At 55.2% G+C, this 24,919-nt stretch carries 16 protein-coding genes, 4 tRNA genes, 3 rRNA genes and 1 riboswitch; of the genes, 6 read left to right on the top strand and 17 right to left on the bottom strand.

Annotation, left to right across the window (positions count from 1 at the left end; genetic code table 11):
- Positions 1 to 10: 10 nt before the first annotated feature.
- On the bottom strand, positions 11 to 349 hold the full coding sequence (locus ACN28Q_RS12590; protein ID WP_095846653.1) for a MaoP family protein: 339 nt from the start codon (positions 347 to 349) through the stop codon (positions 11 to 13).
- Between the two features lie 119 nt (positions 350 to 468).
- Here ACN28Q_RS12590 and hdfR point away from each other — a divergent pair, with 119 nt between their 5' ends.
- On the top strand, positions 469 to 1,299 hold the full coding sequence (gene hdfR, locus ACN28Q_RS12585; RefSeq protein ID WP_095849017.1) for an HTH-type transcriptional regulator HdfR: 831 nt from the start codon (positions 469 to 471) through the stop codon (positions 1,297 to 1,299).
- A gap of 180 nt (positions 1,300 to 1,479) precedes the next feature.
- Here the strand turns inward: hdfR and ACN28Q_RS12580 are convergent.
- The 9 genes from ACN28Q_RS12580 to btuB form a co-directional block, all read right to left on the bottom strand.
- Positions 1,480 to 1,555: transfer RNA gene (locus ACN28Q_RS12580), tRNA-Trp, on the bottom strand.
- 8 nt (positions 1,556 to 1,563) lie between these two features.
- Positions 1,564 to 1,640: transfer RNA gene (locus tag ACN28Q_RS12575), tRNA-Asp, on the bottom strand.
- A 94-nt stretch (positions 1,641 to 1,734) separates the two neighbouring features.
- Positions 1,735 to 1,850 (bottom strand): 5S ribosomal RNA (gene rrf, locus ACN28Q_RS12570).
- 108 nt (positions 1,851 to 1,958) lie between these two features.
- Positions 1,959 to 4,868: ribosomal RNA gene (locus ACN28Q_RS12565) — 23S ribosomal RNA — on the bottom strand.
- 174 nt (positions 4,869 to 5,042) lie between these two features.
- A tRNA-Ala gene (locus ACN28Q_RS12560) sits at positions 5,043 to 5,118 on the bottom strand.
- Between the two features lie 134 nt (positions 5,119 to 5,252).
- Positions 5,253 to 5,329, bottom strand: a tRNA-Ile gene (locus tag ACN28Q_RS12555).
- 73 nt (positions 5,330 to 5,402) lie between these two features.
- A 16S ribosomal RNA gene (locus tag ACN28Q_RS12550) occupies positions 5,403 to 6,944 on the bottom strand.
- Together the 16S, 23S and 5S rRNA genes with 4 tRNA genes alongside form the textbook arrangement of a ribosomal RNA operon.
- A 370-nt stretch (positions 6,945 to 7,314) precedes the next feature.
- Positions 7,315 to 8,178 carry a glutamate racemase gene (gene murI / locus ACN28Q_RS12545; RefSeq protein WP_095846652.1) on the bottom strand — a complete coding sequence of 288 codons (864 nt, stop codon included), beginning with the start codon at positions 8,176 to 8,178 and terminating at the stop codon, positions 7,315 to 7,317.
- Positions 8,123 to 9,991, bottom strand: coding sequence for a TonB-dependent vitamin B12 receptor BtuB (gene btuB / locus ACN28Q_RS12540; protein WP_095849016.1), 1,869 nt, complete (start codon positions 9,989 to 9,991; stop codon positions 8,123 to 8,125). Before btuB ends, murI begins: the two co-directional genes overlap by 56 nt.
- 68 nt (positions 9,992 to 10,059) lie before the next feature.
- A riboswitch (cobalamin riboswitch) is annotated at positions 10,060 to 10,272 on the bottom strand.
- A gap of 120 nt (positions 10,273 to 10,392) precedes the next feature.
- Between btuB and trmA the strand changes: the two genes are divergently transcribed.
- A complete protein-coding gene (gene trmA / locus ACN28Q_RS12535; RefSeq protein ID WP_095846651.1) occupies positions 10,393 to 11,496 on the top strand; it encodes a tRNA (uridine(54)-C5)-methyltransferase TrmA in 1,104 nt (367 codons plus the stop codon).
- 39 nt (positions 11,497 to 11,535) lie between these two features.
- On the opposite strand, the gene ACN28Q_RS12530 is transcribed toward trmA, so the two are convergent.
- Positions 11,536 to 11,907, bottom strand: a complete 372-nt coding sequence (locus ACN28Q_RS12530; protein WP_095846650.1) for a YijD family membrane protein — start codon at positions 11,905 to 11,907, stop codon at positions 11,536 to 11,538.
- A gap of 15 nt (positions 11,908 to 11,922) precedes the next feature.
- On the bottom strand, positions 11,923 to 12,555 hold the full coding sequence (gene fabR / locus ACN28Q_RS12525) for an HTH-type transcriptional repressor FabR (RefSeq protein WP_095846649.1): 633 nt from the start codon (positions 12,553 to 12,555) through the stop codon (positions 11,923 to 11,925).
- 216 nt (positions 12,556 to 12,771) lie between these two features.
- Here fabR and sthA point away from each other — a divergent pair, with 216 nt between their 5' ends.
- On the top strand, positions 12,772 to 14,169 hold the full coding sequence (gene sthA / locus ACN28Q_RS12520; protein WP_095846648.1) for a Si-specific NAD(P)(+) transhydrogenase: 1,398 nt from the start codon (positions 12,772 to 12,774) through the stop codon (positions 14,167 to 14,169).
- Here sthA and oxyR read toward each other — a convergent pair.
- Positions 14,152 to 15,072, bottom strand: coding sequence for a DNA-binding transcriptional regulator OxyR (oxyR, locus tag ACN28Q_RS12515; protein ID WP_095846647.1), 921 nt, complete (start codon positions 15,070 to 15,072; stop codon positions 14,152 to 14,154). The two genes, sthA and oxyR, sit on opposite strands and share 18 nt — an antisense overlap.
- A 151-nt stretch (positions 15,073 to 15,223) precedes the next feature.
- Between oxyR and ACN28Q_RS12510 the strand changes: the two genes are divergently transcribed.
- Complete coding sequence (locus ACN28Q_RS12510; protein ID WP_095846646.1) at positions 15,224 to 15,955, top strand: glutathione peroxidase; 732 nt, start codon at positions 15,224 to 15,226, stop codon at positions 15,953 to 15,955.
- A gap of 76 nt (positions 15,956 to 16,031) precedes the next feature.
- Here the strand turns inward: ACN28Q_RS12510 and argH are convergent, their stop codons facing one another.
- From argH to argC, 4 genes are all read right to left on the bottom strand, one after another.
- Positions 16,032 to 17,405 carry an argininosuccinate lyase gene (argH, locus tag ACN28Q_RS12505; protein WP_095846645.1) on the bottom strand — a complete coding sequence of 458 codons (1,374 nt, stop codon included), beginning with the start codon at positions 17,403 to 17,405 and terminating at the stop codon, positions 16,032 to 16,034.
- Between the two features lie 69 nt (positions 17,406 to 17,474).
- Complete coding sequence (locus tag ACN28Q_RS12500; protein ID WP_095846644.1) at positions 17,475 to 18,695, bottom strand: argininosuccinate synthase; 1,221 nt, start codon at positions 18,693 to 18,695, stop codon at positions 17,475 to 17,477.
- A gap of 25 nt (positions 18,696 to 18,720) precedes the next feature.
- The gene (gene argB, locus ACN28Q_RS12495; protein WP_183096498.1) at positions 18,721 to 19,497 is read right to left on the bottom strand and encodes an acetylglutamate kinase; all 777 of its coding nucleotides are present in this window, start codon (positions 19,495 to 19,497) and stop codon (positions 18,721 to 18,723) included.
- A gap of 25 nt (positions 19,498 to 19,522) precedes the next feature.
- Positions 19,523 to 20,527: an N-acetyl-gamma-glutamyl-phosphate reductase gene (argC, locus tag ACN28Q_RS12490; RefSeq protein ID WP_095846642.1), complete on the bottom strand. Its 1,005-nt coding sequence runs from the start codon at positions 20,525 to 20,527 to the stop codon at positions 19,523 to 19,525.
- Positions 20,528 to 20,743: 216 nt separating this feature from the next.
- Here argC and argE point away from each other — a divergent pair, with 216 nt between their 5' ends.
- Entirely contained in the window at positions 20,744 to 21,889 is a 1,146-nt protein-coding gene (gene argE / locus ACN28Q_RS12485) for an acetylornithine deacetylase (protein ID WP_095846641.1), read from the top strand.
- Positions 21,890 to 22,275: 386 nt separating this feature from the next.
- Positions 22,276 to 24,912: a phosphoenolpyruvate carboxylase gene (gene ppc / locus ACN28Q_RS12480; RefSeq protein WP_095846640.1), complete on the top strand. Its 2,637-nt coding sequence runs from the start codon at positions 22,276 to 22,278 to the stop codon at positions 24,910 to 24,912.
- Positions 24,913 to 24,919 lie beyond the last annotated feature (7 nt).

Raw genomic sequence — 24,919 nt, 5'->3', positions numbered from 1 at the left:
CCCCATCGGATTAATCGTCGCTTTCGGTGTAGTCTTCCACCACATCCGCCTGCGGCTTACCGCCAGAAAGGGTATGGAATTTTTTCGGGCGGCGAGTACGCGCCAGATATTTAAACCAGACTCTTTCCTGCTCAGTCGCCGGTTCACGCTCCCCACGGCATACCGCCACAAACAGCTGTTCTTCTTCTGTGGCAGGCTGGCGTTTGCCCGAGTCCAGCTCGTTGAACGCATACCCGAAGCGCTCTAGCAATTGCGCTTCTTTAATGGTGAAATCGCCGTGACGGGAAAACCCGCGAGGATAGTGTTTGTTATCAAAAAAACGATTGGTCGTAGTGAAGCTTTCCGCCATCTGACACGCTCCTAATTCTCTTATGGCCGTGCTGTTTATGGCGCGGAGTATTAGATAGGCTTGACATTGTGTAAAACAAAACATTTAAATCTTAACGACAAAAATTTTTGGAGATGGGTGTGGATACCGAATTACTGAAAACCTTTTTGGAGGTCAGTAGAACGCGTCACTTTGGCCGAGCGGCCGAATCCCTGTACCTGACACAGTCAGCGGTCAGTTTCCGTATCCGTCAGTTGGAAAATCAACTAGGTGCAAATTTATTCACTCGGCATCGCAACAATATTCGGCTAACCTCGGCCGGTGAGCGGCTATTGCCCTATGCAGAAAACCTGATAAACACGTGGCAACTGGCCAAAAAAGAGGTGGTGCGTTCACTGCAACACACAGAGCTCTCCATTGGCGCAACCGCATCGCTGTGGGAAGCCTACCTGACGCCCTGGCTACAAACGCTATACCAGCAGCAGGGAACCCTCCAGTTGGAGGCCCGGGTGGCCTTAAGGCAGTCGTTGGTCAAACAGCTGCATGAAAGGCAGCTTGATTTATTGATCACCACTGAGCCCCCCAAGATGGACGAACTGGCCAGCCAACTGCTTGGCAGCTTTTCCCTGCGGCTATTTTCCAGCGCTCAGAGCGGTAGCCACTCCCCGCGCCCGTATATCAAGCTGGAATGGGGTGCTGATTTTCATCAGCAGGAGAGCCGCATGCTGGGGGAAGATTATATCCCTATCCTCACAACGACATCAGCACATCTGACACGACAGCTTCTGGAAACCACCGGTGGCTGTGCGTTTCTGCCTGGTCAGTGGGAAAAAGACTATCCACAGTTAGCTGTGGATACAGATATACCGGCAATCGTCCGCCCCTTGTATGCCGTTTGGCTACAAAACAGCGATCATCAGTCGTTGATCCGTCAGTTGCTGAAAATACCTTTAAATACTGTCGACGCATAACGCTGTAACCGGTTTTTAAGCTCACGGCAAAGCTTTGCGCTTAAAACGTCTGTATCCGCTTCTGGGGGCATAGGAAGGGCCAAGGGGTAGCGAAGCGTTGATTGCCGGCATGTTATCATGGGAAAAAGATCGGAACGCAGAAAGCAAAAAACCCTTTGCGAATGCAAAGGGTTTTTAATCTGGCAGGGGCGGAGAGACTCGAACTCCCAACACCCGGTTTTGGAGACCGGTGCTCTACCAATTGAACTACGCCCCTAAATAGGGTGGCGGAACGGACGGGGCTCGAACCCGCGACCCCCTGCGTGACAGGCAGGTATTCTAACCAACTGAACTACCGCTCCACCGATTTCTTTTACGCGGTATCTTTCGATACCTGCAAAACTGCTCATCGCAGCCCTGCTATTGCCAGCCGTCACGCTAACAACGTTGTTTGATGCCTGGCAGTGTCCTACTCTCGCATGGGGAGACCCCACACTACCATCGGCGCTACGGCGTTTCACTTCTGAGTTCGGCATGGGGTCAGGTGGGACCACCGCGCTATTGCCGCCAGGCAAATTCTGTTTTATTTCAGCCGTTGTGTTCTTTCACACAACCACCAAAACCAATCTGCAAACAAGCTAAAAATCTCTGTCAAGTCTCTAAAACACCTTCGGTGTTGTAAGGTTAAGCCTCACGGTTCATTAGTACTGGTTAGCTCAATGCATCGCTGCACTTACACACCCAGCCTATCAACGTCTTAGTCTTAAACGTTCCTTTAGTGGACTCAAGGTCCAAGGGAAGACTCATCTCGAGGCAAGTTTCGCGCTTAGATGCTTTCAGCGCTTATCTCTTCCGCACTTAGCTACCGGGCAATGCCATTGGCATGACAACCCGAACACCAGTGGTGCGTTCACTCCGGTCCTCTCGTACTAGGAGCAACCCCTCTCAATCTTCCAACGCCCACGGCAGATAGGGACCGAACTGTCTCACGACGTTCTAAACCCAGCTCGCGTACCACTTTAAATGGCGAACAGCCATACCCTTGGGACCTACTTCAGCCCCAGGATGTGATGAGCCGACATCGAGGTGCCAAACACCGCCGTCGATATGAACTCTTGGGCGGTATCAGCCTGTTATCCCCGGAGTACCTTTTATCCGTTGAGCGATGGCCCTTCCATTCAGAACCACCGGATCACTAAGACCTGCTTTCGCACCTGCTCGAGCCGTCACTCTCGCAGTCAAGCTAGCTTATGCCTTTGCACTAACCTCCTGATGTCCGACCAGGATTAGCTAACCTTCGTGCTCCTCCGTTACTCTTTGGGAGGAGACCGCCCCAGTCAAACTACCCACCAGACACTGTCCTCACCCCCGCTCAGGGGGCCGAGTTAGAACATCAAACATTAAAGGGTGGTATTTCAAGGTTGGCTCCATGCAGACTGGCGTCCACACTTCTAAGCCTCCCACCTATCCTACACATCAAGGCTCAATGTTCAGTGTCAAGCTATAGTAAAGGTTCACGGGGTCTTTCCGTCTTGCCGCGGGTACACTGCATCTTCACAGCGAGTTCAATTTCACTGAGTCTCGGGTGGAGACAGCCTGGCCATCATTACGCCATTCGTGCAGGTCGGAACTTACCCGACAAGGAATTTCGCTACCTTAGGACCGTTATAGTTACGGCCGCCGTTTACCGGGGCTTCGATCAAGAGCTTCGCCTTGCGGCTGACCCCATCAATTAACCTTCCGGCACCGGGCAGGCGTCACACCGTATACGTCCACTTTCGTGTTTGCACAGTGCTGTGTTTTTATTAAACAGTTGCAGCCAGCTGGTATCTGCGACTGGCTTCAGCTCCATCCGCAAGGGACTTCACCTACATGCCAGCGTGCCTTCTCCCGAAGTTACGGCACCATTTTGCCTAGTTCCTTCACCCGAGTTCTCTCAAGCGCCTGAGTATTCTCTACCTGACCACCTGTGTCGGTTTGGGGTACGATTTGATGTTACCTGATGCTTAGAGGCTTTTCCTGGAAGCTGGGCATCAACTGCTTCGCCACCGTAGTGACTCGTCATCACGCCTCAGGGTTAAAGCAGTCCGGATTTACCAGGACTACCCCCCTACACGCTTAAACCGGGACAACCGTCGCCCGGCCAGCCTAGCCTTCTCCGTCCCCCCTTCGCAGTAACACCAAGTACAGGAATATTAACCTGTTTCCCATCGACTACGCTTTTCAGCCTCGCCTTAGGAGTCGACTCACCCTGCCCCGATTAACGTTGGACAGGAACCCTTGGTCTTCCGGCGTGCGGGTTTTTCACCCGCATTATCGTTACTTATGTCAGCATTCGCACTTCTGATACCTCCAGCAACCCTCACAGGCCACCTTCAACGGCTTACAGAACGCTCCCCTACCCAACAACGCCTAAGCGTCGCTGCCGCAGCTTCGGTGCATGGTTTAGCCCCGTTACATCTTCCGCGCAGGCCGACTCGACCAGTGAGCTATTACGCTTTCTTTAAATGATGGCTGCTTCTAAGCCAACATCCTGGCTGTCTATGCCTTCCCACATCGTTTCCCACTTAACCATGACTTTGGGACCTTAGCTGGCGGTCTGGGTTGTTTCCCTCTTCACGACGGACGTTAGCACCCGCCGTGTGTCTCCCGTGATAACATTCTTCGGTATTCGCAGTTTGCATCGGTTTGGTAAGCCGGGGTGGCCCCCTAGCCGAAACAGTGCTCTACCCCCGAAGATGAGTTCACGAGGCGCTACCTAAATAGCTTTCGGGGAGAACCAGCTATCTCCCGGTTTGATTGGCCTTTCACCCCCAGCCACAAGTCATCCGCTAATTTTTCAACATTAGTCGGTTCGGTCCTCCAGTTAGTGTTACCCAACCTTCAACCTGCCCATGGCTAGATCACCGGGTTTCGGGTCTATACCTTGCAACTTGACGCCCAGTTAAGACTCGGTTTCCCTACGGCTCCCCTATGCGGTTAACCTTGCTACAAAATATAAGTCGCTGACCCATTATACAAAAGGTACGCAGTCACCCTGATAAATCAAGGCTCCCACTGCTTGTACGTACACGGTTTCAGGTTCTATTTCACTCCCCTCGCCGGGGTTCTTTTCGCCTTTCCCTCACGGTACTGGTTCACTATCGGTCAGTCAGGAGTATTTAGCCTTGGAGGATGGTCCCCCCATATTCAGACAGGATAACACGTGTCCCGCCCTACTCATCGAACTCACAATTCATGCCTTTTGGTGTACGGGGCTATCACCCTTTGCTGCGCGACTTTCCAGACGCTTCCACTAAGACACAAACTGATTCAGGTTCTGGGCTCTTCCCCGTTCGCTCGCCGCTACTGGGGGAATCTCGGTTGATTTCTTTTCCTCGGGGTACTTAGATGTTTCAGTTCCCCCGGTTCGCCTTGCATGGCTATGGATTCACCATGCAATAGTGTGTCGAAACACACTGGGTTTCCCCATTCGGGTATCGCCGGTTATTACGCTTCATATCAGCTTACCGACGCTTATCGCAGATTAGCACGCCCTTCATCGCCTCTGACTGCCTAGGCATCCACCGTGTACGCTTAGTCACTTAACCTCACAACCCGAAGATGTTTCCATCATCGGCTGTGCGCTTTTGAGAGACTCGTGAATAATCTTCCGATTATTCATCATTTCAATTTTCAGCTTGTTCCAGATTGTTAAAGAGCAAAATACTTCGCAGCATACTGTCGCCAATATACTCTGAAGTATTATAAATACAGGACCGATATGGTGGAGCTAAGCGGGATCGAACCGCTGACCTCCTGCGTGCAAGGCAGGCGCTCTCCCAGCTGAGCTATAGCCCCATACAGTCTTGCAGAGACCTTTACTTATTTACTCATCAGCTGATGAGTGAGCCAATTCGCTTTCAGGCAAGGCGGAGTCATGCGACGTTTGCGGGTGCAAACGAGCGTGGCGACAACGCAGCATGCAAGGGAATTGGTAGGCCTGAGTGGACTTGAACCACCGACCTCACCCTTATCAGGGGTGCGCTCTAACCACCTGAGCTACAAGCCTATAAAGGTTTCTCTGCTCGTTACTTTTTCATCAGACAATCTGTGTGGACACTGCACATTTCAATATCGTTCGGTAAGGAGGTGATCCAACCGCAGGTTCCCCTACGGTTACCTTGTTACGACTTCACCCCAGTCATGAATCACAAAGTGGTAAGCGCCCTCCCGAAGGTTAAGCTACCTACTTCTTTTGCAACCCACTCCCATGGTGTGACGGGCGGTGTGTACAAGGCCCGGGAACGTATTCACCGTAGCATTCTGATCTACGATTACTAGCGATTCCGACTTCATGGAGTCGAGTTGCAGACTCCAATCCGGACTACGACATACTTTATGAGGTCCGCTTGCTCTCGCGAGATCGCTTCTCTTTGTATATGCCATTGTAGCACGTGTGTAGCCCTACTCGTAAGGGCCATGATGACTTGACGTCATCCCCACCTTCCTCCAGTTTATCACTGGCAGTCTCCTTTGAGTTCCCGGCCGAACCGCTGGCAACAAAGGATAAGGGTTGCGCTCGTTGCGGGACTTAACCCAACATTTCACAACACGAGCTGACGACAGCCATGCAGCACCTGTCTCAGAGTTCCCGAAGGCACCAATCCATCTCTGGAAAGTTCTCTGGATGTCAAGAGTAGGTAAGGTTCTTCGCGTTGCATCGAATTAAACCACATGCTCCACCGCTTGTGCGGGCCCCCGTCAATTCATTTGAGTTTTAACCTTGCGGCCGTACTCCCCAGGCGGTCGATTTAACGCGTTAGCTCCGGAAGCCACGGCTCAAGGCCACAACCTCCAAATCGACATCGTTTACAGCGTGGACTACCAGGGTATCTAATCCTGTTTGCTCCCCACGCTTTCGCACCTGAGCGTCAGTCTTCGTCCAGGGGGCCGCCTTCGCCACCGGTATTCCTCCAGATCTCTACGCATTTCACCGCTACACCTGGAATTCTACCCCCCTCTACGAGACTCTAGCCTGCCAGTTTCAAATGCAGTTCCCAGGTTAAGCCCGGGGATTTCACATCTGACTTAACAGACCGCCTGCGTGCGCTTTACGCCCAGTAATTCCGATTAACGCTTGCACCCTCCGTATTACCGCGGCTGCTGGCACGGAGTTAGCCGGTGCTTCTTCTGCGAGTAACGTCAATGATAATGGCTATTAACCATCACCCCTTCCTCCTCGCTGAAAGTGCTTTACAACCCGAAGGCCTTCTTCACACACGCGGCATGGCTGCATCAGGCTTGCGCCCATTGTGCAATATTCCCCACTGCTGCCTCCCGTAGGAGTCTGGACCGTGTCTCAGTTCCAGTGTGGCTGGTCATCCTCTCAGACCAGCTAGGGATCGTCGCCTAGGTGAGCCATTACCCCACCTACTAGCTAATCCCATCTGGGCACATCCGATGGTGTGAGGCCCTAAGGTCCCCCACTTTGGTCCGTAGACGTTATGCGGTATTAGCTACCGTTTCCAGTAGTTATCCCCCTCCATCGGGCAGTTTCCCAGACATTACTCACCCGTCCGCCGCTCGCCGGCGAGGAAGCAAGCTTCCTCCCGCTGCCGCTCGACTTGCATGTGTTAGGCCTGCCGCCAGCGTTCAATCTGAGCCATGATCAAACTCTTCAATTAAAAGCTTGATTTGCTAAGTTAATAGCGTGCTCAAAGATTTACTGCATGAATTTTACTTCAGTTAGTCACTCTTCAAGACTTGATATTTTTTTGCACCCGAAGGTGCTGGATATCGTCTTGTGAGTGCCCACACAGATTGTCTGATAAATTGTTAAAGAGCGTCGCCGCGATAAAGTCGCTGGCGTGGGCTGCGTATACTACGCTTTTAGCCCGAAGAGTCAAGCGTTTATTTCGCTTTCGTCTTGCTGACCCGGCGGCTTGTCAGTCGTTGTTCCCGGTCAGTGGAGGCGCATTATAGGGACTTCCCGGCAGCCTGCAACCCCTAATTTAAAAAAACTTTTCAACCGCTGTATATTTAGGCAAAACGCGCTTAAAGCGGCAGTTTTTTCAACGAATTAAAGCCGTGGCTCTGTAAAACGGGCAATAATGCATCTGTATCTGCGGAAAAGGCCAAACAATAGGCCAGATTCTCTTCCTGGGTTAATGCCAAATTTTCCTGGGTAGAGATCAACCAGGCGGCGCGGCGTGCAATGGCGGCGCCAGAATCTACCAGCCGGGTGCCCTCCGGCAATACCTGCATTAATTCTTCTGCTAGCAGTGGGAAATGCGTGCAGCCCAGCACAACCGTATCCGGCGGTTCGCGCATGCTCAGCCAAGGGTGCAAAATGCGCTTCAGCGCTGCTAGCTGGATGGTTTCGCCATGCAGTTTAGCCTCCGCCAGCTCGACCAGCTCTGAAGAGCCCAGCAGCTCAATTTTGCAGTCGGTGGCGAAACGGGCGATCAGTTCATGGGTATAAGCACGCTGGACGGTGCCGCGCGTCGCCAGTAGGCCCACGATGCCGTTAGCCGTTAGCCTGGCAGCCGGCTTAATCGCCGGCACCACGCCAACCACCGGAAAGTTAAAACGCTCACGCAGAGCCGGCAGTGAAACGGTGCTGGCGGTATTACAGGCGATAATCACAATGGCCAACGGATGGCGCTGTTGTATCGCCCCGACGATCTCCAGCACGCGCGCGATGATGAACTCTTCGGATTTCTCACCGTAAGGAAAGGCCACATTGTCGAAAGCATAGATATAGTGGAGATCCGGCAGCAACTGCCGAACCTCCTGGTAGACCGACAGCCCGCCGACGCCGGAATCAAAAACCAGCACCGTCGGGCGTGGAAGCACGGGGGGATTAGAAGGTATAGCTTCCAGTGAGGTAATACTCTCTTCCTGGAGTAACGTAGCCATATGCCGTCTCATAATCTTTATCAAACAGGTTAGCGATTCTACCACGAACCGTCAGGTGAGAGGTGACCGGATATGAAACTGCGAGATCCCAAAGGCTAACGCCGCCGAGTTTGACCGTCGGGTTTGGATAAACGCCGTAGTCTTTGTCATAGCGTTCCCCCAGGTATTGGTAGGTAACCGCCCAATCAAAGTCATACACCTGCCAATCTAACTCATACTTCACCTGTTGTTTGGCACGGCGCGCCAGCACTTCATTAGTTTTGGCATTGCGCGGATCGACATAGTCGTAACCAATGTGGTGGGTCAATGGACCGGTTTCAAACGAAGCCGTGGCCTCGACACCTTTGATCGTGGCTTTATTTACGTTGAAATAAACGTAGTTGGTTTCCGCCGTGGAATCGATCAGGTTATCAATGTCGTTACGATAAGCGGAAACACGCCAGGTCACCGGCCCGGTTAACCCTTCAAAACCCCCTTCCCACTGTTTGCTCTCTTCCGGCTTCAGATCTTTATTATTGCCAAAGTTGCCATACAGTTGGCTCATATTAGGCGCCTTAAACGCTGTGCCATAAGAAGCGATGAAACGATAGCCTTCAACAAACTCCCAGGCAGCGCTGGTTTGCCAGGTGCCATGCCAACCAAATTCAGAGTGATCGTCACCACGCACCGCCCCTTCCAGCGTTACTGGGCCCACCAACTGTTGCGTGGTCAGATAGATACCCGTATTACGCTGGCTTTTTTCCCCATTGACACTGGTGGAATCCGGCTTAATCTTTTGCTGCTGCCAATCCGCCCCGGAACTGACCGTCCCGTGCCCCAGTTGCAAGGTATTTCCCCACTGCAGGTTATACTGCTCTGCGTCCACCAGCCCTGCCGAGCTATCGTGCATACCAAGACGAGGATCGTAATTATAATCCTTGCTGTGGCTGTAGCTGCCAATCAACTGCGTTGCATAGGTGCCTTCCTGATAACGCAAGCCGGTATCCCAGGTCTGGCTGTATAGCTGACGGGTATCCACCAAAGCGGAAGCCGGCGAGGAATAATAACCATCGTAGGCCGTCCGGTTGTCGTAGCCATAACCACGAACAAAGCCACTGAACGCCTCGTTGAACTGATGTTGGACTGCGCCGTATAGCGATTTGCTCATAAACCCGTCGCGATCCTGCTGGCTCTGCGCGCCGGTACTGCCATAAGCCACCACATCATACCCTTTGGTATAGGTATAGTTGCCCGCCAGCGTCGCCAGCGTGCTGTCGCCCAGTAGCTGTTGGGTGGAGCCGTCATAAGCCTGATAGCCATTAGAACCCACGCTGGCGGAGAGCGTAGTGCCGTTATTCTCACGGGTAGTAATAATGTTGACTACCCCACCGATCGCATCGGAGCCATAGACGGCTGAACGCGGGCCGCGAATATATTCGATTTTTTGCACCAGCGATAAAGGAATTTGGCTGAGATCGGAAGCACCGCTAACACCGGCCTGATTCAGGCGAATACCGTCGATCAACAGTAAAACATGGCTGGAGTTGGTGCCGCGGATAAACAGCGAACTTTGTTGCCCCAAACCACCGTTCTGGCCCACATCCACGCCGGGTAAACGGCGCATAACGTCGGCCAGGCTCTTGGCTTGCCAACGATCGATATCATCACGGGTCACCACCGTCGCCGGCGCCAGCACCGAGGAAACCGGCTGCGGGAAGCGGTTAGCGGTGAGCACCATGGTTTCTTCACTTTTAGCGGTATTGTCTTGCGCACAAACAGAAAAGGCCGTAGCGGACGAGACCGCCGCCAGCAGCATATTTTTTATCATTGTCATGGAAAAAGCATCCAAACTGAATTGGCGGATGCCGCAGGGCATGGCTGTTAGTTCGCGACAACCATGGGCATTGCGACGTATCACCGGCAGGTCTTCGGGCTCGGGATGTGCAGGTTGCAGGCAACCGGCACCGGGCAAAGACTTCCCACCCGTGATAACGGGCAGTGTCTGCGTGCAACACGCTATTGCCGTGACTTCCCCATACCGCTGCGCGTCAGCTCCGGGTTCACACCGGATTCCCTTTTCACTCGCTGCTTGAGGCCGGATCGCCATGCTACGATCAATGTAAATGGATGTCTAGACTGCTACTAATGTTACAAATAATAAACGACACAGCGCTGGACTTCACGGGCTGATATCCTACAATCCCCGCTGATTCAATCAGCCTGACGAGAAGAACCATGACGCCCGAGATATTGCCCATTGAACGCTACGACGACCAACTGGCGGAAAAAACCGCCCGCCTGCAGGCAATGATGGCGCCGTTCAATGCGCCCGCGCCGGAAGTGTTCCGCTCGCCAGTGAGCCACTACCGCATGCGCGCAGAATTCCGCATCTGGCATGATGGCGACGATATGTACCACATCATGTTTGATCAGCACACCAAGCAGCGTATCCGCGTAGACCGCTTCCCAGCGGCCAGCCAGCTGATTAACCGCCTGATGGATGCGCTGCTGGCGGCGATCAAGCCACAGCCAGTGCTGCGCCACAAACTGTTCCAGATTGACTACCTGTCTACCCAAAGCGGCAAAATCATTGCTTCGCTGCTGTACCACCGCAAGCTGGGCGATGACTGGCTCGCCGATGCGCAAAAGCTGCGTGACGATCTGCGCGCCCAGGGGTTTGATCTGCACTTAATCGGCCGCGCGTCTAAAACCAAAATCGTGTTGGACCAAGACCACATCGACGAAGTGCTGCCGATCGCCGGCCAAGACATGATTTACCGCCAGGTGGAAAACAGCTTCACCCAGCCCAACGCCGCGATGAACGTGCAAATGCTGGAGTGGGCGCTGAACGTCACCGCCGGTTCACAGGGGGATTTACTGGAGCTGTACTGCGGCAACGGCAACTTTTCGCTGGCGCTGGCACGCCACTTCGAGCGCGTGCTGGCTACCGAAATCGCCAAGCCTTCGGTGGCGGCGGCGCAATATAACATTGCGGCGAACCATATCGACAACGTGCAGATTATCCGTATGTCCGCCGAAGAATTCACCCAGGCGATGAACGGCGTGCGTAGCTTCAACCGTTTACAGGGCATCGATCTGAGCAGTTACAACTGTGAAACGATTTTCGTCGATCCGCCACGCAGCGGCCTGGATGCGGAAACCGTGAAGATGGTGCAGGCCTACCCACGGATTCTGTACATCTCCTGCAACCCGGAGACGCTGTGCGCCAACCTGGAAACGCTGCAGACGACTCATAAGGTCAGCCGCCTGGCGCTGTTCGACCAGTTCCCCTACACCCATCACATGGAATGCGGCGTGCTGCTGGAAAAACGCGCCTGACGCCACAGGCTCGGCACCTCGCCGAGCCTGCCTGATGGCTTATTGCGGCTCGCTCTCCTGGGTTTGCACCCGGCGCGCTTTCAGCTTCGCGCCAATCCACAGCACCAGCGCCACGCAGATAATTGATGGCAGGAAGTTAGAGCCAATCTGCGGGTACTCCACGCGCACGATCGCGCTATACAACAATAGCCCCAGCAAGAAACAGGCCCCAACCAGTTTCGGTATGCCGTCCGGCATCGCACGGTTAAGGTAACGTTGATGCAGGCAGTAAACCGCCAGCACCAGAGCAATCAGGGGGAAAATCGAAAACGGCACAACCGAGCTGAACAACACGCAAAATGAACCGTTTACTGAAAGGCCGGCAATCAACGCCAGCAGCAAAGTGCCATTTTCACGGCCTGGTTTTTCCATCACTTTCACCTTTTCTTATACGTGGGATACGGATGCCTTCTCTTGTTCACGGCGATACCAGTAATAAGCGCCTTTGGCGATCATCCGCAGTTGCAAGACCAGCCGCTCCTCCAACTGCCGGCGCTGTTCAATATCGACATCCAGCGCCTCCGCACCGGCGCTGAACACAATCGTCACCATCGCTTCAGCCTGCGCTTCGGTAAAGCTGCGCGGCATGTGGTTTTCCAATTCAAGATAGTCCGCCAATTCGGCGATAAAATGCTGGATTTCGCGCGCCACGGCGGCGCGGAATGCCGCCGAGGTGCCGGAGCGTTCACGCAACAGCAGCCGGAAAGCATTGGGGTTATTGCCAATAAACTCCATAAAGGTGGAGACGGAGGTGCGGATCACGCTGCCGCCTTTCGCAATACGCTGGCGCGCCTGGCGCATCAACTGGCGCAGCATCAGGCCGCTTTCGTCAACCATGGTCAGCCCCAGTTCGTCCACATCACGGAAGTGGCGATAAAATGAGGTCGGCGCGATCCCCGCCTCACGCGACACCTCGCGCAAGCTTAGGCTGGCAAAACTACGTTCGGCACTTAGCTGGCTGAAAGCCGCTTCGATCAGTGAACGACGAGTCCGTTCTTTTTGTTGTGCTCTGACGCCCATATGCATATCCAGATAAGTCCCATTCGCCCAGTCTAACGCCGTAGAACAGGCAATATAGCAAATTTTATTGCAACAACATTTATCCGAACACGTTCTATCACACTTCGGGCCGACGCCCGTCGCAGTTTGCCTAAAAAAGCCTAATGTTGATGAGACGCGCTGAGATATGATGTTAAATTATCGTTATTGTTTTGTATCGGAGCAGGACGATCTCACATGCAGCAACACTCTCAATTTGATGCCATTATTATCGGCTCAGGCCCCGGCGGCGAAGGGGCAGCGATGGGTTTGGTCAAACGCGGCGCCCGCGTCGCCGTGATCGAGCGTTACAACAACGTAGGCGGCGGCTGTACACACTGGGGCACCATTCCCTCCAAAGCCTTGCGCCACACCGTCAGCCGCATTATCGAATTCAACCAGAACCCGCTGTACAACGGTTCCCGTACCTTAAGCGCCACTTTCCCGGACATCCTCCGCCATGCCGATAGCGTCATCAATCAGCAGACCCGCATGCGGCAGGGGTTTTACGAGCGTAATCACTGCCAGCTATTTGCCGGCAACGCACGCTTTCTTGATGCCCATACCGTCAGCGTCACCTACCCGGACGGCACCCAGGACACCCTCCGCGCCGAAAACATCGTGATCGCCTGCGGTTCGCGCCCCTATCATCCGCCCAGCGTAGATTTCAACCATCCGCGGATCTACGACAGCGATTCCATTCTTGAGCTGAACCATGAGCCACGCCACGTGATTATCTACGGCGCCGGCGTCATCGGCTGTGAGTATGCATCGATCTTCCGCGGGCTAAATGTGAAGGTGGATCTGATCAACACCCGCGATCGCCTGCTGGCGTTTCTCGATCAGGAAATGTCAGACGCGCTCTCGTACCATTTCTGGAACAGCGGCGTGGTCACCCGCCACAACGAAGAGTTCGAGAAGATTGAAGGCATGGATGACGGCGTCATCGTGCACCTGAAGTCCGGCAAGAAAGTGAAGGCGGATTGCCTGTTGTACGCGAACGGCCGCACCGGCAACACGGACTCGCTGGGCCTGGAAAGCATCGGCCTGGAATCGGACAGCCGTGGCCTGCTGAAGGTCAACAGCCTGTATCAGACCGCGCTTGCGCATATCTACGCCGTGGGGGATGTGATCGGCTACCCGAGCCTGGCTTCCGCCGCTTACGATCAGGGGCGCATTGCCGCACGCACGATTTCCTCGGAAGAAGTGAGCGGGCACCTGATAGAAGATATCCCAACCGGCATTTATACCATCCCGGAAATCAGCTCCGTCGGCAAAACCGAGCAGGAGCTGACGGCGATGAAAGTGCCGTATGAAGTGGGCCGTTCCCAGTTCAAGCACCTGGCGCGGGCGCAAATCGCCGGCATGAACGTCGGCAGCCTTAAGATCCTGTTTCACCGCGAGACGCTGGAGATCCTCGGGATCCATTGCTTCGGCGAGCGTGCAGCGGAGATCATTCACATCGGCCAGGCGATCATGGAACAAAAGAACGGCGGCAACACCATTGAGTACTTCGTCAATACGACCTTCAACTACCCGACCATGGCCGAAGCCTATCGGGTAGCGGCATTGAACGGCTTAAACCGCCTGTTTTAACGCTGCATTGTTAATGTAGCCCTGCATATGCTCGCGAATGGCTTCGGCTAACTGCTCATAACGGCTACGCAAAGGGGAACCGGGGCGATACACCAGAGCAATGGTGCGCTTTGGTTCCGGTTTGTAGCAGTCCAGGTAACACACGCCGTCGCGTTCCCGCTCATGCGGCACTGCCAAAGACGGCAACAGCGTGATACCGCTGCCTGCCGCAACCATATTACGCAGCGTCTCCAAACTGGTGGCGCGGAAATGGGTATCTTCATCCGCACCGGCCTGGAAACAGAACCCCATCGCCTGATCGCGCAGGCAGTGCCCGTCCTCCAGCATCAGCAGTTTCTCCCCGGCCAAATCCGGCATCGCTACGCGTTCGCGGTTCGCCCACGGGTGATCGGTATACACGGCCAGCTTCATCGGCTCATCAAACAGCGGCACCTCAATGAAGGCTTCGGTTTCTTTCACCAATGCCAGGATGGCGCAGTCCAGTTTTCCGCTGTCGAGCTGCGCCAGCAGTTGTTGGGTCTGCGCTTCATGCAGGTACATTTCCAGTTTAGGGAACGTCTTGTGCAGCGTTGGGATGATTTGCGGCAGCAGATAAGGCCCCACGGTGGGGATCAGGCCGATATGCAACGGCCCGGACATGGTTTCGCCCTGCTGGCTGGCCATCTCCTTTAACACCTTGACTTCACGCAGCACCGTGCGCGCCTGTTCCACCAGCAATAGCCCTGCCTGGGTGAACAGTACCTTGCGGCTGGTGCGTTCAAGCAACATCACGCCCAGTTCGTCTTCCAGCTTCCGAATCTGACCACTGAGCGTCGGCTGGCTAACGTGGCAAGAGTCTGCCGCGCGCCGAAAATGGCGGTGTTCAGCCAGTGCTACCAGGTATTCTAAATCACGAATATTCATTGTTTCCCTCCAAGCCACGATAGCCCATGGCGATAGATAAGATAGCAATCAGTGATTAGATCTATCAACCCCCTGCATGAATAATATCCCCCAACAAAAGGGCAACGTGCCAAAATAAAGAATTATTCATTACTGATTAAGGAATTATTGAATGTTTACCAGTCAAGAAGGCAAAAAGATCCCACAGGTTACTTTCCACACCCGCCAGGGCGACCAGTGGATTGATGTCACCACCGATGACTTGTTCAAAAATAAAACCGTGATCGTGTTCTCCCTGCCAGGCGCGTTCACCCCAACTTGCTCTTCCAGCCACCTGCCGCGCTACAACGAGCTGGCCAGCGTGTTCCGCCAGCACGGCGTAGACAGCATCCTGTGCGTGTCCGTCAACGACACTTTCGTGATGAATGCCTGGAAAGCAGACCAACATGCTGAAAATATCACCTTCGTGCCGGACGGCAACGGGGAATTCACCAAAGGCATGAATATGCTGGTGGAAAAAGCAGAGCTGGGCTTTGGCCCACGTTCATGGCGTTATTCCATGCTGGTGCGCAACGGCGTGGTTGAGAAGATGTTTGTTGAGCCGAACAAACCAGGCGACCCGTTTGAAGTGTCTGATGCCGACACCATGCTGAAGTACCTGGCTCCGGAATTCAAAGTACAGGAATCGGTTTCCGTGTTCACCAAACCGGGCTGCCCGTTCTGCGCCAAGGCCAAACAAATGCTGCAAGAGCGTGGCATTCAGTATGAAGAAATCGTCCTCGGCCAGGATGCGACCACCGTCAGCCTGCGCGCCGTCAGCGGCCGCGCCACGGTACCACAGGTGTTCATTGGCGGCCGCCACATCGGCGGCAGCGATGACCTGGAAACTTTCCTGTCAGCCTGATAACAATCAATAACAAATATCGATATGTGCTTTGGCGGGCTTTAGCCCGCCTTTTTTATTGCCACAGCGCTGCAGATTACGCCAAACGCGCTTTCGCCGCCGCAATGGCGCTGGCAACCTGCTGCGGCGACACGCCGCCCTGGGCTGCACGTTTATCCAGGCAGGATTGCAGCGAGAGGATCGGATAAACATCCTCGCCGATCGTGCTGCTGAATTTCTGCAAGTCCGCCAGCGATAATGCTTCCAGCGCTTTCCCCTGGCGAATGGCTTCTACCACCGCTTCGCCGACAATGTGGTGCGCTTCACGGAACGGCACGCCTTTGGCAACCAGATAATCCGCCAGTTCAGTGGCGTTGGCATAGCCTTGCTCCGCCGCTTCCTGGCAACGCGGGCGCTTCACTTGAATACCTTCCAGCACCAGCGCAGCCATTTGCAGGCAGTCCATCCAGGTATCAAGCGCGTCGAACAGCCCTTCTTTGTCTTCCTGCATATCTTTGTTGTACGCCAGCGGCAGGCCCTTCAGCGTCATCATCATCCCCGTCAGCGCGCCCTGCACGCGGCCGCACTTACCGCGGATCAGCTCCAGCGCGTCCGGGTTTTTCTTTTGCGGCATCAGGGAGGAACCGGAGGTCACACGGTCAGAAAGATCGATGAACGCCGCCTCGCCGCTGTTGAAGAAAATCAGGTCTTCGGCAAAGCGCGACAGGTGCACCATGCTGATGGCAGCATTGGACAACAGCTCCAGCACGTGATCGCGATCGGAGACGCTGTCCAGACTGTTGCGGGTGGCGGAAGCAAAGCCCAGCCAGCCGGCCAGCTCTTCGCGGTCGATCGGGTAGGCGGTGCCGGCCAATGCGCCGCAGCCCAGCGGGCTAACGTCAAGGCGTTTCAGCGTGTCCAGCAGGCGGCTTTCATCGCGTGCCAGCATTTCAACGTATGCCAGGCACCAATGCGCGAAAGTCACCGGCTGGGCGCGCTGCATATGGGTATAACCCGGCATGACAGCATCCTGATTGGCTTCGGCCGTTTCCACCAGCGCCTGTTGCAAATGCACAATCGCCTGATGCAGTTCGCCCACCTGTTGCTTGCACCACAGTTTCAGATCGGTCGCGACCTGATCGTTACGGCTGCGGCCAGTGTGCAGCTTTTTGCCCAGATCGCCCACTTTCTCGATCAGCTTCTGCTCCACCCAGCTATGAATATCTTCGGCATCGCTGGTGGTGATGGAATGTGGATCGGCCTGCACTTCCTGCAGCAAATCACCCAGCGCGGCTTCCAGGCGCTGTTGCTCTTCCACCGTCAGCACATTCACGGTCACCAGTGCTTTTGACCAAGCGACGGAACCCGTAATGTCCTGTTCCGCCAGGCGATAGTCAAAACGCAGAGAATCGTTTAATTGTTTGAACCGCTGATCTGCCGCCTGGCTAAACCGCCCGCCCCAAAGTGCCATAATCTACTCCTGAATGTTATGCAAAAGGGCGCAGCACGCTGCGCCCCCGACAATTGACGCCAACTGACGTTATTTTTTCTTCTGTTCGTTCAGCGCACGGATGCGGGAAGACAGCGAGAACAGGCGAATAAAGCCGCCGGCATGGCTGTGATCGTAAACTTCATCTTCACCGAAGGTGGCGAACTCTTCAGAGTACAGGCTGTTGTCGGATTTTTTCTGAATCACGCTAACCTGGCCTTTGTACAGCTTCAACACCACTTCGCCGTTAACATCGGCCGCCAGCGTTGCCGCCGCAGCTTGAATCGAACGGCGCAGCGGCGCGAACCAACGGCCATCGTACACCACGTAGGACATTTCCAGGCCCAACTGTTCGCGCCATTTGAAACTGTCGCGATCCAGCACCAGTTGCTCAACGCCACGCAGCGCGGCAACCATGATGGTGCCCCCTGGGGTTTCATAGCAACCGCGGGATTTGATGCCCACCAGGCGGTTTTCTACGATGTCGATACGGCCGACGCCGTGTTTGGCACCCAGATCGTTGAGTTTAACCAGGCACTGGTACGGGCTGAGTTTTTCACCGTTTACCGCCACCACGTTGCCTTGCTCAACGGTAACCGAAACCTGCTCCGGCTGATCCGGCGCTTCTTGCGGATCGACAGTCCATACCCAGCAATCTTTATTAGATGCATTCCACGGGCTTTCCAGCACGCCGCCTTCGGTGGAGATATGCCATGCGTTTTCATCACGGCTGTAGATTTTTTCCAGCGAAGCGGTCGTCGGGATATTACGCTCTTTCAGGTAATCCAGCAGGGCTTCACGGGAACGCAGGTTCCATTCACGCCATGGCGCCACCACTTTCAGCTGCGGTGCCAGCGCGGTGTAGGTGGTTTCAAAACGCACCTGATCATTACCTTTACCGGTTGCGCCGTGGCACAGCGCGTCAGCGCCTACTTTCAGCGCCAGCTCAACCTGAGCCTTGGCGATAATCGGCCGGGCCATAGAGGTGCCCAGCAGGTAGCTGCCTTCATACAGTGCGCCGGTCTGCAGCACCGGGTAAACGTAGTCGCGGATGAATTCTTCACGCAGATCAACCACGTGGCATTCAGAAGCGCCAGACTGCAGGGCTTTCTTTTCCACCCCGTCCAGATCGCTCGGATCCTGGCCGATGTTGGCCACGAAAGCGACCACTTCACAACCGCCGTAGTTTTCTTTCAGCCAGGGAATGATGGCAGAGGTATCCAGGCCACCGGAGTACGCCAATACGATTTTTTTGATGCCTTGGTCTTGCATGGTTTTATTCCTTGTCGTTCTAAATTTAAGCGAGGATCCGGGTGCCAATCGACACGCCATTAAACAGGGCCGGGAGCTGATCGGCATGACGCCAGCTGGCAATATCCACCGGGCGGCCAAGCGTACGGGCGGCATCCAACGCCGCGTTCACCTTCACCACCATACCATCGGTGATAATCCCTTTCGCAATCAGTTGTTCAGCTTTTTCCGCCGTCATTTCGGCGATACGCTGCCCCTTGCCGTCCAGAATACCGCTAACGTCAGACAGCAGGATGAGATCGGCGCCCAATGTCTCCGCCAGCGCCGTCGCGGCCTGATCGGCGTTGACATTCATCAGTTGGCCTTCGGCCGTGATGCCGATAGAGCTCACTACCGGCAGATAACCGGCGTTCAGTAAGGTATTCAACAGTTGCGGCGAACCCGCCTGGGCTTTGCCCACGTGGCCCAGCTCCGGATCGAACTGGGTGACGCTAACGCTGCCGCCATCGGCCAGGCTCAGGCCAACCGCGTTAATCTGGTATTTCACCGCCCAAGCCAGCAGGGTTTTGTTGGCGGTGCCGGCCAACGCGCCGGTAATAATATCGATCTGGTCGGGCGGCGTGACGCGCAGGCCGTTTTTCTTCACAACCGGCAAAGAAAGCTGCTTCATCAGCTCATCCACCACGCAGCCACCGCCATGGACGATCACCAGCGGGCGCTGATGCTGCTGGCGGTAAACATCCAGCGCGGTAAATAAACGCGCGAGCGCTTCTTCGCTGTCTAATAACACGCCACCTAATTTGATAATTAACGGGTTCATCACGGTTCACATCCCACGCAGTTTTACATTAAAGCAGTGACAGGGTTTCAGGGAACCCAAAACGGATATTTAGGCATTGCACCGCCTGGGCTGCCGCGCCTTTCAACAGGTTGTCTTCCACCGCGACGGCGATCAGGTGCTCGCCCTGCACGGCAAAGCCGATGTCGCAGAACGGCAGCCCCACTACCGCTTTCAACGCCGGCACGCCTTTATCGTACAACCGCACCAGAGGTTTGTCGTCGTAGGCGGCGTGATAAGCCGCCGCCACGTCCTGGGCGGTCACGCCGGCCTGCAGGCGGCAGGTGATGGTTTCAAGAATCCCGCGCGGGAAGTTACCCAAGTGCGGGGTAAAGATGACCGGCACGCCCAGGTGCGCAGCGATTTCCGGCTGGTGCCGGTGAGTGAAGATACCGTAGGGCTGCAGGCTCACTTCGCAAAGGCTGGTGGTCAGGCTGGCCTTGCGCCCTGCGCCGCTGACGCCGCTGGTGGCGTTAATCACCGGCCACTGATCCAGGTTCAGCAGTTGGCCGTCAATCAGCGGCTTCAACGCCAGCTGCGCGGCGGTGGGGTAACAGCCCGGCACGGCGATCAGCTGCGCCTGTTTGATTTTTTCATCTTGCCATTCCGCCAGGCCGTATACCGCCTGCGCCAGCCAGTCTGCATGCTGGTGTTTGAAACCGTAATACTGGCTGTAAAAATCAGCGTCCTGCACGCGAAACGCGCCGGACAGATCGAAGACCACGCAACCCGCCGCCAGAAATTCTGGGGCAATGTCGTGGCTAACTTCATGAGCGGTGGCAAGGAATACAACGTCGATACCCTGGGCCGCTTGCGCGACGTCAACCAGGGGTTGCAGCGGCAGATCGACGATGCCTTTCAACTGGGGATGCAAATCGGAAAGCAACTTTCCTGCATCTGCACTTTGCGCTGAAACCGCTAAAGCGGTTATGTTCATGTGTGGGTGGCGATTCAGGTAAGCCGTGAGCTCAGCTCCGGCATAACCGCTGGCACCAACGATCAGCGTATTCAACATGTGGCCTTTCACCTTCTAAACTTTCAGTGTGGTCGTGTAGACCTCGGTAACAGGGCTTGGCCGCGTTGTTGCGCCGTTCACCCACGAGATGGAGCGTTGATGGATTTATAAACATCCGGGTATCGGGTTCCCTTCCGCTCCAGCTTACTGTATTTTTATTCAAAATAAATGCATGAATATTGATACTATCCTAACTAAAGGCTGTCAACAGTGAAGATGAAATTACCTCCATTTATTGAGCTGTACCGGGCGTTGATCGCCACACCATCGATCAGCGCCACCGATAGCGCCCTCGATCAAAGTAATGAAGCATTAATCAACTTGCTCGCCGGTTGGTTCAGCGATTTAGGCTTCCGCGTTGACGTTGAGCCGGTTCCCGGTTCCCGTAACAAATTCAACCTGTTGGCAAGCATCGGCGAAGGTAGCGGCGGCCTGTTGCTGACCGGGCACTCCGACACGGTTCCTTATGACGATGGCCGCTGGACACGCGATCCCTTCACCCTGACAGAACACGACAACAAGCTGTACGGCCTGGGCACCGCCGACATGAAAGGCTTTTTTGCTTTTATTCTAGATGCGTTGCGCGATATTGATGTGACCAAACTGAATAAACCGCTGTATATTTTGGCGACGGCGGATGAAGAAACCTCCATGGCCGGCGCACGCTATTTTGCCGCCTCCACCCAAATTCGTCCGGACTTCGCCATTATCGGTGAGCCGACTTCGCTGCAACCGGTGCGGGCGCACAAAGGCCATATCTCCAACGCGATTCGCATCGTCGGCCAGTCCGGCCATTCCAGCGATCCGGCGCGCGGCGTAAACGCCATTGATTTGATGCATGAAGCCATCGGCCACCTGATCGATCTGCGCAAAACGCTGCAGGAACGCTACAACAGCCCGTCGTTCGCGGTGACTTACCCCACCATGAACTTTGGCTATATCCACGGCGGCGATGCGGCCAACCGCATCTGCGCCTGCTGCGAAATGCATATGGATATCCGCCCGCTGCCGGGCATGACGTTAGATAATATCAATGAGTTGCTGCACACCGCACTGGCGCCGGTCAGCGAACGCTGGCCCGGCCGCCTGACCATTGACGAACTGCATGCGCCAATCCCCGGCTATGAATGCCCGACGGATCACAAAATGGTCGCCGTAATTGAAAAATTGCTGGGTTCGCGCACCGAGGTGGTCAACTATTGCACCGAAGCGCCTTTCGTACAGCGCGTTTGTCCAACCCTGGTGTTGGGCCCGGGGTCGATCAACCAGGCGCACCAGCCGGATGAATACATCGATACCGCCTTTATCGAACCGACGCGCAAGCTGCTGGGGCAGTTGATCGATCATTTTTGCCACCAATAAATCATGATGAAAGATAGGGGTAATCGTTTATTATCCCTTGTGATTTCGGCACGCTGGCTGGGTGTGATAAGCCATACTGATAACCCGCGTGCCGTAATTAAATTTCAGAAAATACGCAGAATTTGATGTTTTTTTGCTAAAAATAGTGTCAATTGGTAGTTGGACAGAAGCGTGACCAGATAAAACAGGCAATCTTCGCTTGGCACGTGAAATTAACTTACAAACAAAATGAAAAGTCATTTATCCAATAACCTCCAAGTTGCAGCCAGGCAGCAAACGTGTTGCCCGGGCGCTTAGTTTTGCAAGTCACCAGGGCTCCGGCATAACGCCACCACCGCTACAACTTGAAGGATAAAGGGTATACAGAAAACTGGATCAGGGGTTATATGAACGAACAATATTCGGCAATGCGGGGTAATGTGAGTATGCTCGGCAAACTGCTCGGCGAAACCATTAAGGAAGCGCTGGGTGAGCATATTCTCGATCGCGTTGAAACCATCCGTAAGCTTTCCAAATCTTCACGTGCAGGCCATGAAGCACACCGCCAGGAGCTGCTCAATACGCTGCAGAACCTGTCCAACGATGAACTGCTGCCTGTAGCGCGCGCCTTTAGCCAGTTCCTCAATCTGACCAACGTCGCCGAGCAGTACCACAGCATTTCGCCGCACGGTGAAGCCGCCAGCAACCCTGAAGAGCTGGCCAAGCTGTTCACCCGCTTAAAAGATAAAAAGCTCAGCAATAAAGAGCTGCAAAATGCCGTGGATCAGCTTTCCATCGAACTGGTTCTGACCGCGCACCCAACGGAAATCACCCGCCGCACCCTGATTCATAAACTGGTTGAGGTCAACACCTGCCTCGGCCAGCTCGATCACAACGATCTGGCTGACTACGAACGCAATAAAATCATGCGCCGCCTGCGCCAATTGGTGGCCCAAGCCTGGCACACCGATGAAATCCGCAAAAACCGCCCAACGCCGATCGATGAGGCGAAATGGGGGTTTGCGGTGGTGGAAAACAGCCTGTGGGAAGGCGTGCCCGCCTTTTTGCGCGAATTCAACGAGCAGTTGGAAAACTCCATTAATTACAGCCTGCCGGTCGAAGCCGTGCCGGTGCGCTTCACCTCGTGGATGGGCGGCGATCGCGACGGCAACCCAAACGTCACCGCCGAAGTGACCCGCCGCGCGCTGCTGCTAAGCCGCTGGAAAGCCTGCGACCTGTTCCTGCGCGATATCCAGGTGCTGGTATCTGAACTATCGATGACGGAATGTACGCCGGAACTGCGCAAGCTGGCCGGCGGCGATGAGGTGCAGGAACCGTATCGCGAGATCATGAAGCAGATGCGCGCCCAGTTGACCAATACCCTGGCGTACCTGGAAGGCCGCCTGAAAGGCACCAACATCCTGGCGCCGAAAAACCTGCTGGAGCGCAACGATCAGCTGTGGGAACCGCTGTACGCCTGCTACCAATCGCTGCAGGCTTGCGGCATGGGCATCATTGCCAATGGTCAGCTGCTGGATACATTGCGCCGCGTGCGCTGCTTCGGTGTGCCGCTGGTGCGCATTGATGTGCGCCAGGAAAGTACCTGCCATACCGAAGCTATCGCCGAAATCACCCGCTATCTGGGGCTGGGGGATTATGAAAGCTGGTCTGAAGCCGATAAACAGGCCTTCCTGATCCGCGAACTGAACTCCAAACGCCCGTTGGTGCCGCTGAAGTGGGAACCGAGCGAAATGACGCGCGAAGTGCTGGAAACCTGCCGGGTGATTGCCGAAGCCCCGGAAGGCTCCATTGCCGCCTATGTCATCTCCATGGCCCGTACGCCTTCCGACGTGCTGGCCGTGCACCTGCTGCTGAAAGAAGCCGGCTGCCCGTTCATCCTGCCGGTCGCGCCGCTGTTCGAAACGCTGGAAGATTTGAACAATGCCGACGACGTCATGACCCAACTGTTGAACATTGACTGGTACCGTGGCGTTATCCAGGGCAAACAGATGGTGATGATTGGCTATTCCGACTCGGCGAAAGACGCTGGCGTGATGGCCGCCTCCTGGGCGCAGTATCGCGCACAGGATGCGCTGATCAAAACCTGTGAAAAAGCCGGTGTAGCGCTGACGCTGTTCCATGGCCGCGGCGGTTCTATCGGCCGCGGCGGCGCGCCGGCGCATGCCGCGCTGCTGTCACAGCCGCCGGGCAGCCTGAAAGGCGGCCTGCGCGTTACCGAACAGGGCGAGATGATCCGCTTCAAGTTCGGCCTGCCGGAAGTCACCATCAGCAGCCTGTCGCTGTATACCGGCGCAATTCTGGAAGCCAACCTGCTGCCACCGCCGGAACCGAAGAAAGCGTGGCGCCAACTGATGGACGAGCTGTCAGAAACCTCATGCAACATGTACCGTGGCTACGTGCGTGAAAACCCCGACTTCGTGCCTTACTTCCGCGCGGCAACGCCGGAGCTGGAGCTGGGCAAGCTGCCATTGGGTTCACGCCCAGCCAAACGCCGCCCGAACGGCGGTGTGGAAAGCCTGCGTGCTATTCCGTGGATCTTCGCCTGGACGCAAAACCGTTTGATGCTGCCCGCCTGGCTGGGCGCCGGCGCCGGTCTGCAGGAAGCGGTGAAAGCCGGTAAGCAGGATCAGTTGGAAACCATGTGCCGCGACTGGCCGTTCTTCTCCACCCGCATCGCCATGCTGGAAATGGTGTTCGCCAAAGCTGACCTGTGGCTGGCGGAATACTACGATCAGCGCCTGGTGGATAAAACACTGTGGCCGCTGGGCAAACAGCTGCGCGAACAGTTGGAAAGCGACATCAAGGTGGTGCTGGCCATCACCAATGACGATCACCTGATGGAAGACCTGCCGTGGATCGCCGAATCCATCGCGCTGCGTAACGTCTATACCGACCCGTTAAACGTGTTGCAGGCCGAACTGCTGCATCGTTCACGCCAGCAGGAGCATCCAGACGCCAACGTGGAACAGGCGCTGATGGTCACCATCGCCGGCGTGGCCGCCGGTATGCGCAATACCGGCTAGCCGTTAC

This window comes from Gibbsiella quercinecans (assembly GCF_002291425.1).
Taxonomy (GTDB): domain Bacteria; phylum Pseudomonadota; class Gammaproteobacteria; order Enterobacterales; family Enterobacteriaceae; genus Gibbsiella; species Gibbsiella quercinecans.
The sequence above is the reverse complement of the archived record's forward strand: the minus strand, read 5'-3'. Positions and strand labels throughout refer to the sequence as shown.

Coding starts and splice junctions, on each gene's coding strand:
- ACN28Q_RS12590 (WP_095846653.1), bottom strand. CDS start 349: ATGGCGGAAAGCTTCACTACGACCAATCGTTTTTTTGATAACAAACAC.
- murI (WP_095846652.1), bottom strand. CDS start 8,178: ATGGCTACGTTACTCCAGGAAGAGAGTATTACCTCACTGGAAGCTATA.
- btuB (WP_095849016.1), bottom strand. CDS start 9,991: ATGACAATGATAAAAAATATGCTGCTGGCGGCGGTCTCGTCCGCTACG.
- trmA (WP_095846651.1), top strand. CDS start 10,393: ATGACGCCCGAGATATTGCCCATTGAACGCTACGACGACCAACTGGCG.
- ACN28Q_RS12530 (WP_095846650.1), bottom strand. CDS start 11,907: ATGGAAAAACCAGGCCGTGAAAATGGCACTTTGCTGCTGGCGTTGATT.
- fabR (WP_095846649.1), bottom strand. CDS start 12,555: ATGGGCGTCAGAGCACAACAAAAAGAACGGACTCGTCGTTCACTGATC.
- sthA (WP_095846648.1), top strand. CDS start 12,772: ATGCAGCAACACTCTCAATTTGATGCCATTATTATCGGCTCAGGCCCC.
- oxyR (WP_095846647.1), bottom strand. CDS start 15,072: ATGAATATTCGTGATTTAGAATACCTGGTAGCACTGGCTGAACACCGC.
- ACN28Q_RS12510 (WP_095846646.1), top strand. CDS start 15,224: ATGTTTACCAGTCAAGAAGGCAAAAAGATCCCACAGGTTACTTTCCAC.
- argH (WP_095846645.1), bottom strand. CDS start 17,405: ATGGCACTTTGGGGCGGGCGGTTTAGCCAGGCGGCAGATCAGCGGTTC.
- ACN28Q_RS12500 (WP_095846644.1), bottom strand. CDS start 18,695: ATGCAAGACCAAGGCATCAAAAAAATCGTATTGGCGTACTCCGGTGGC.
- argC (WP_095846642.1), bottom strand. CDS start 20,527: ATGTTGAATACGCTGATCGTTGGTGCCAGCGGTTATGCCGGAGCTGAG.
- argE (WP_095846641.1), top strand. CDS start 20,744: ATGAAATTACCTCCATTTATTGAGCTGTACCGGGCGTTGATCGCCACA.
- ppc (WP_095846640.1), top strand. CDS start 22,276: ATGAACGAACAATATTCGGCAATGCGGGGTAATGTGAGTATGCTCGGC.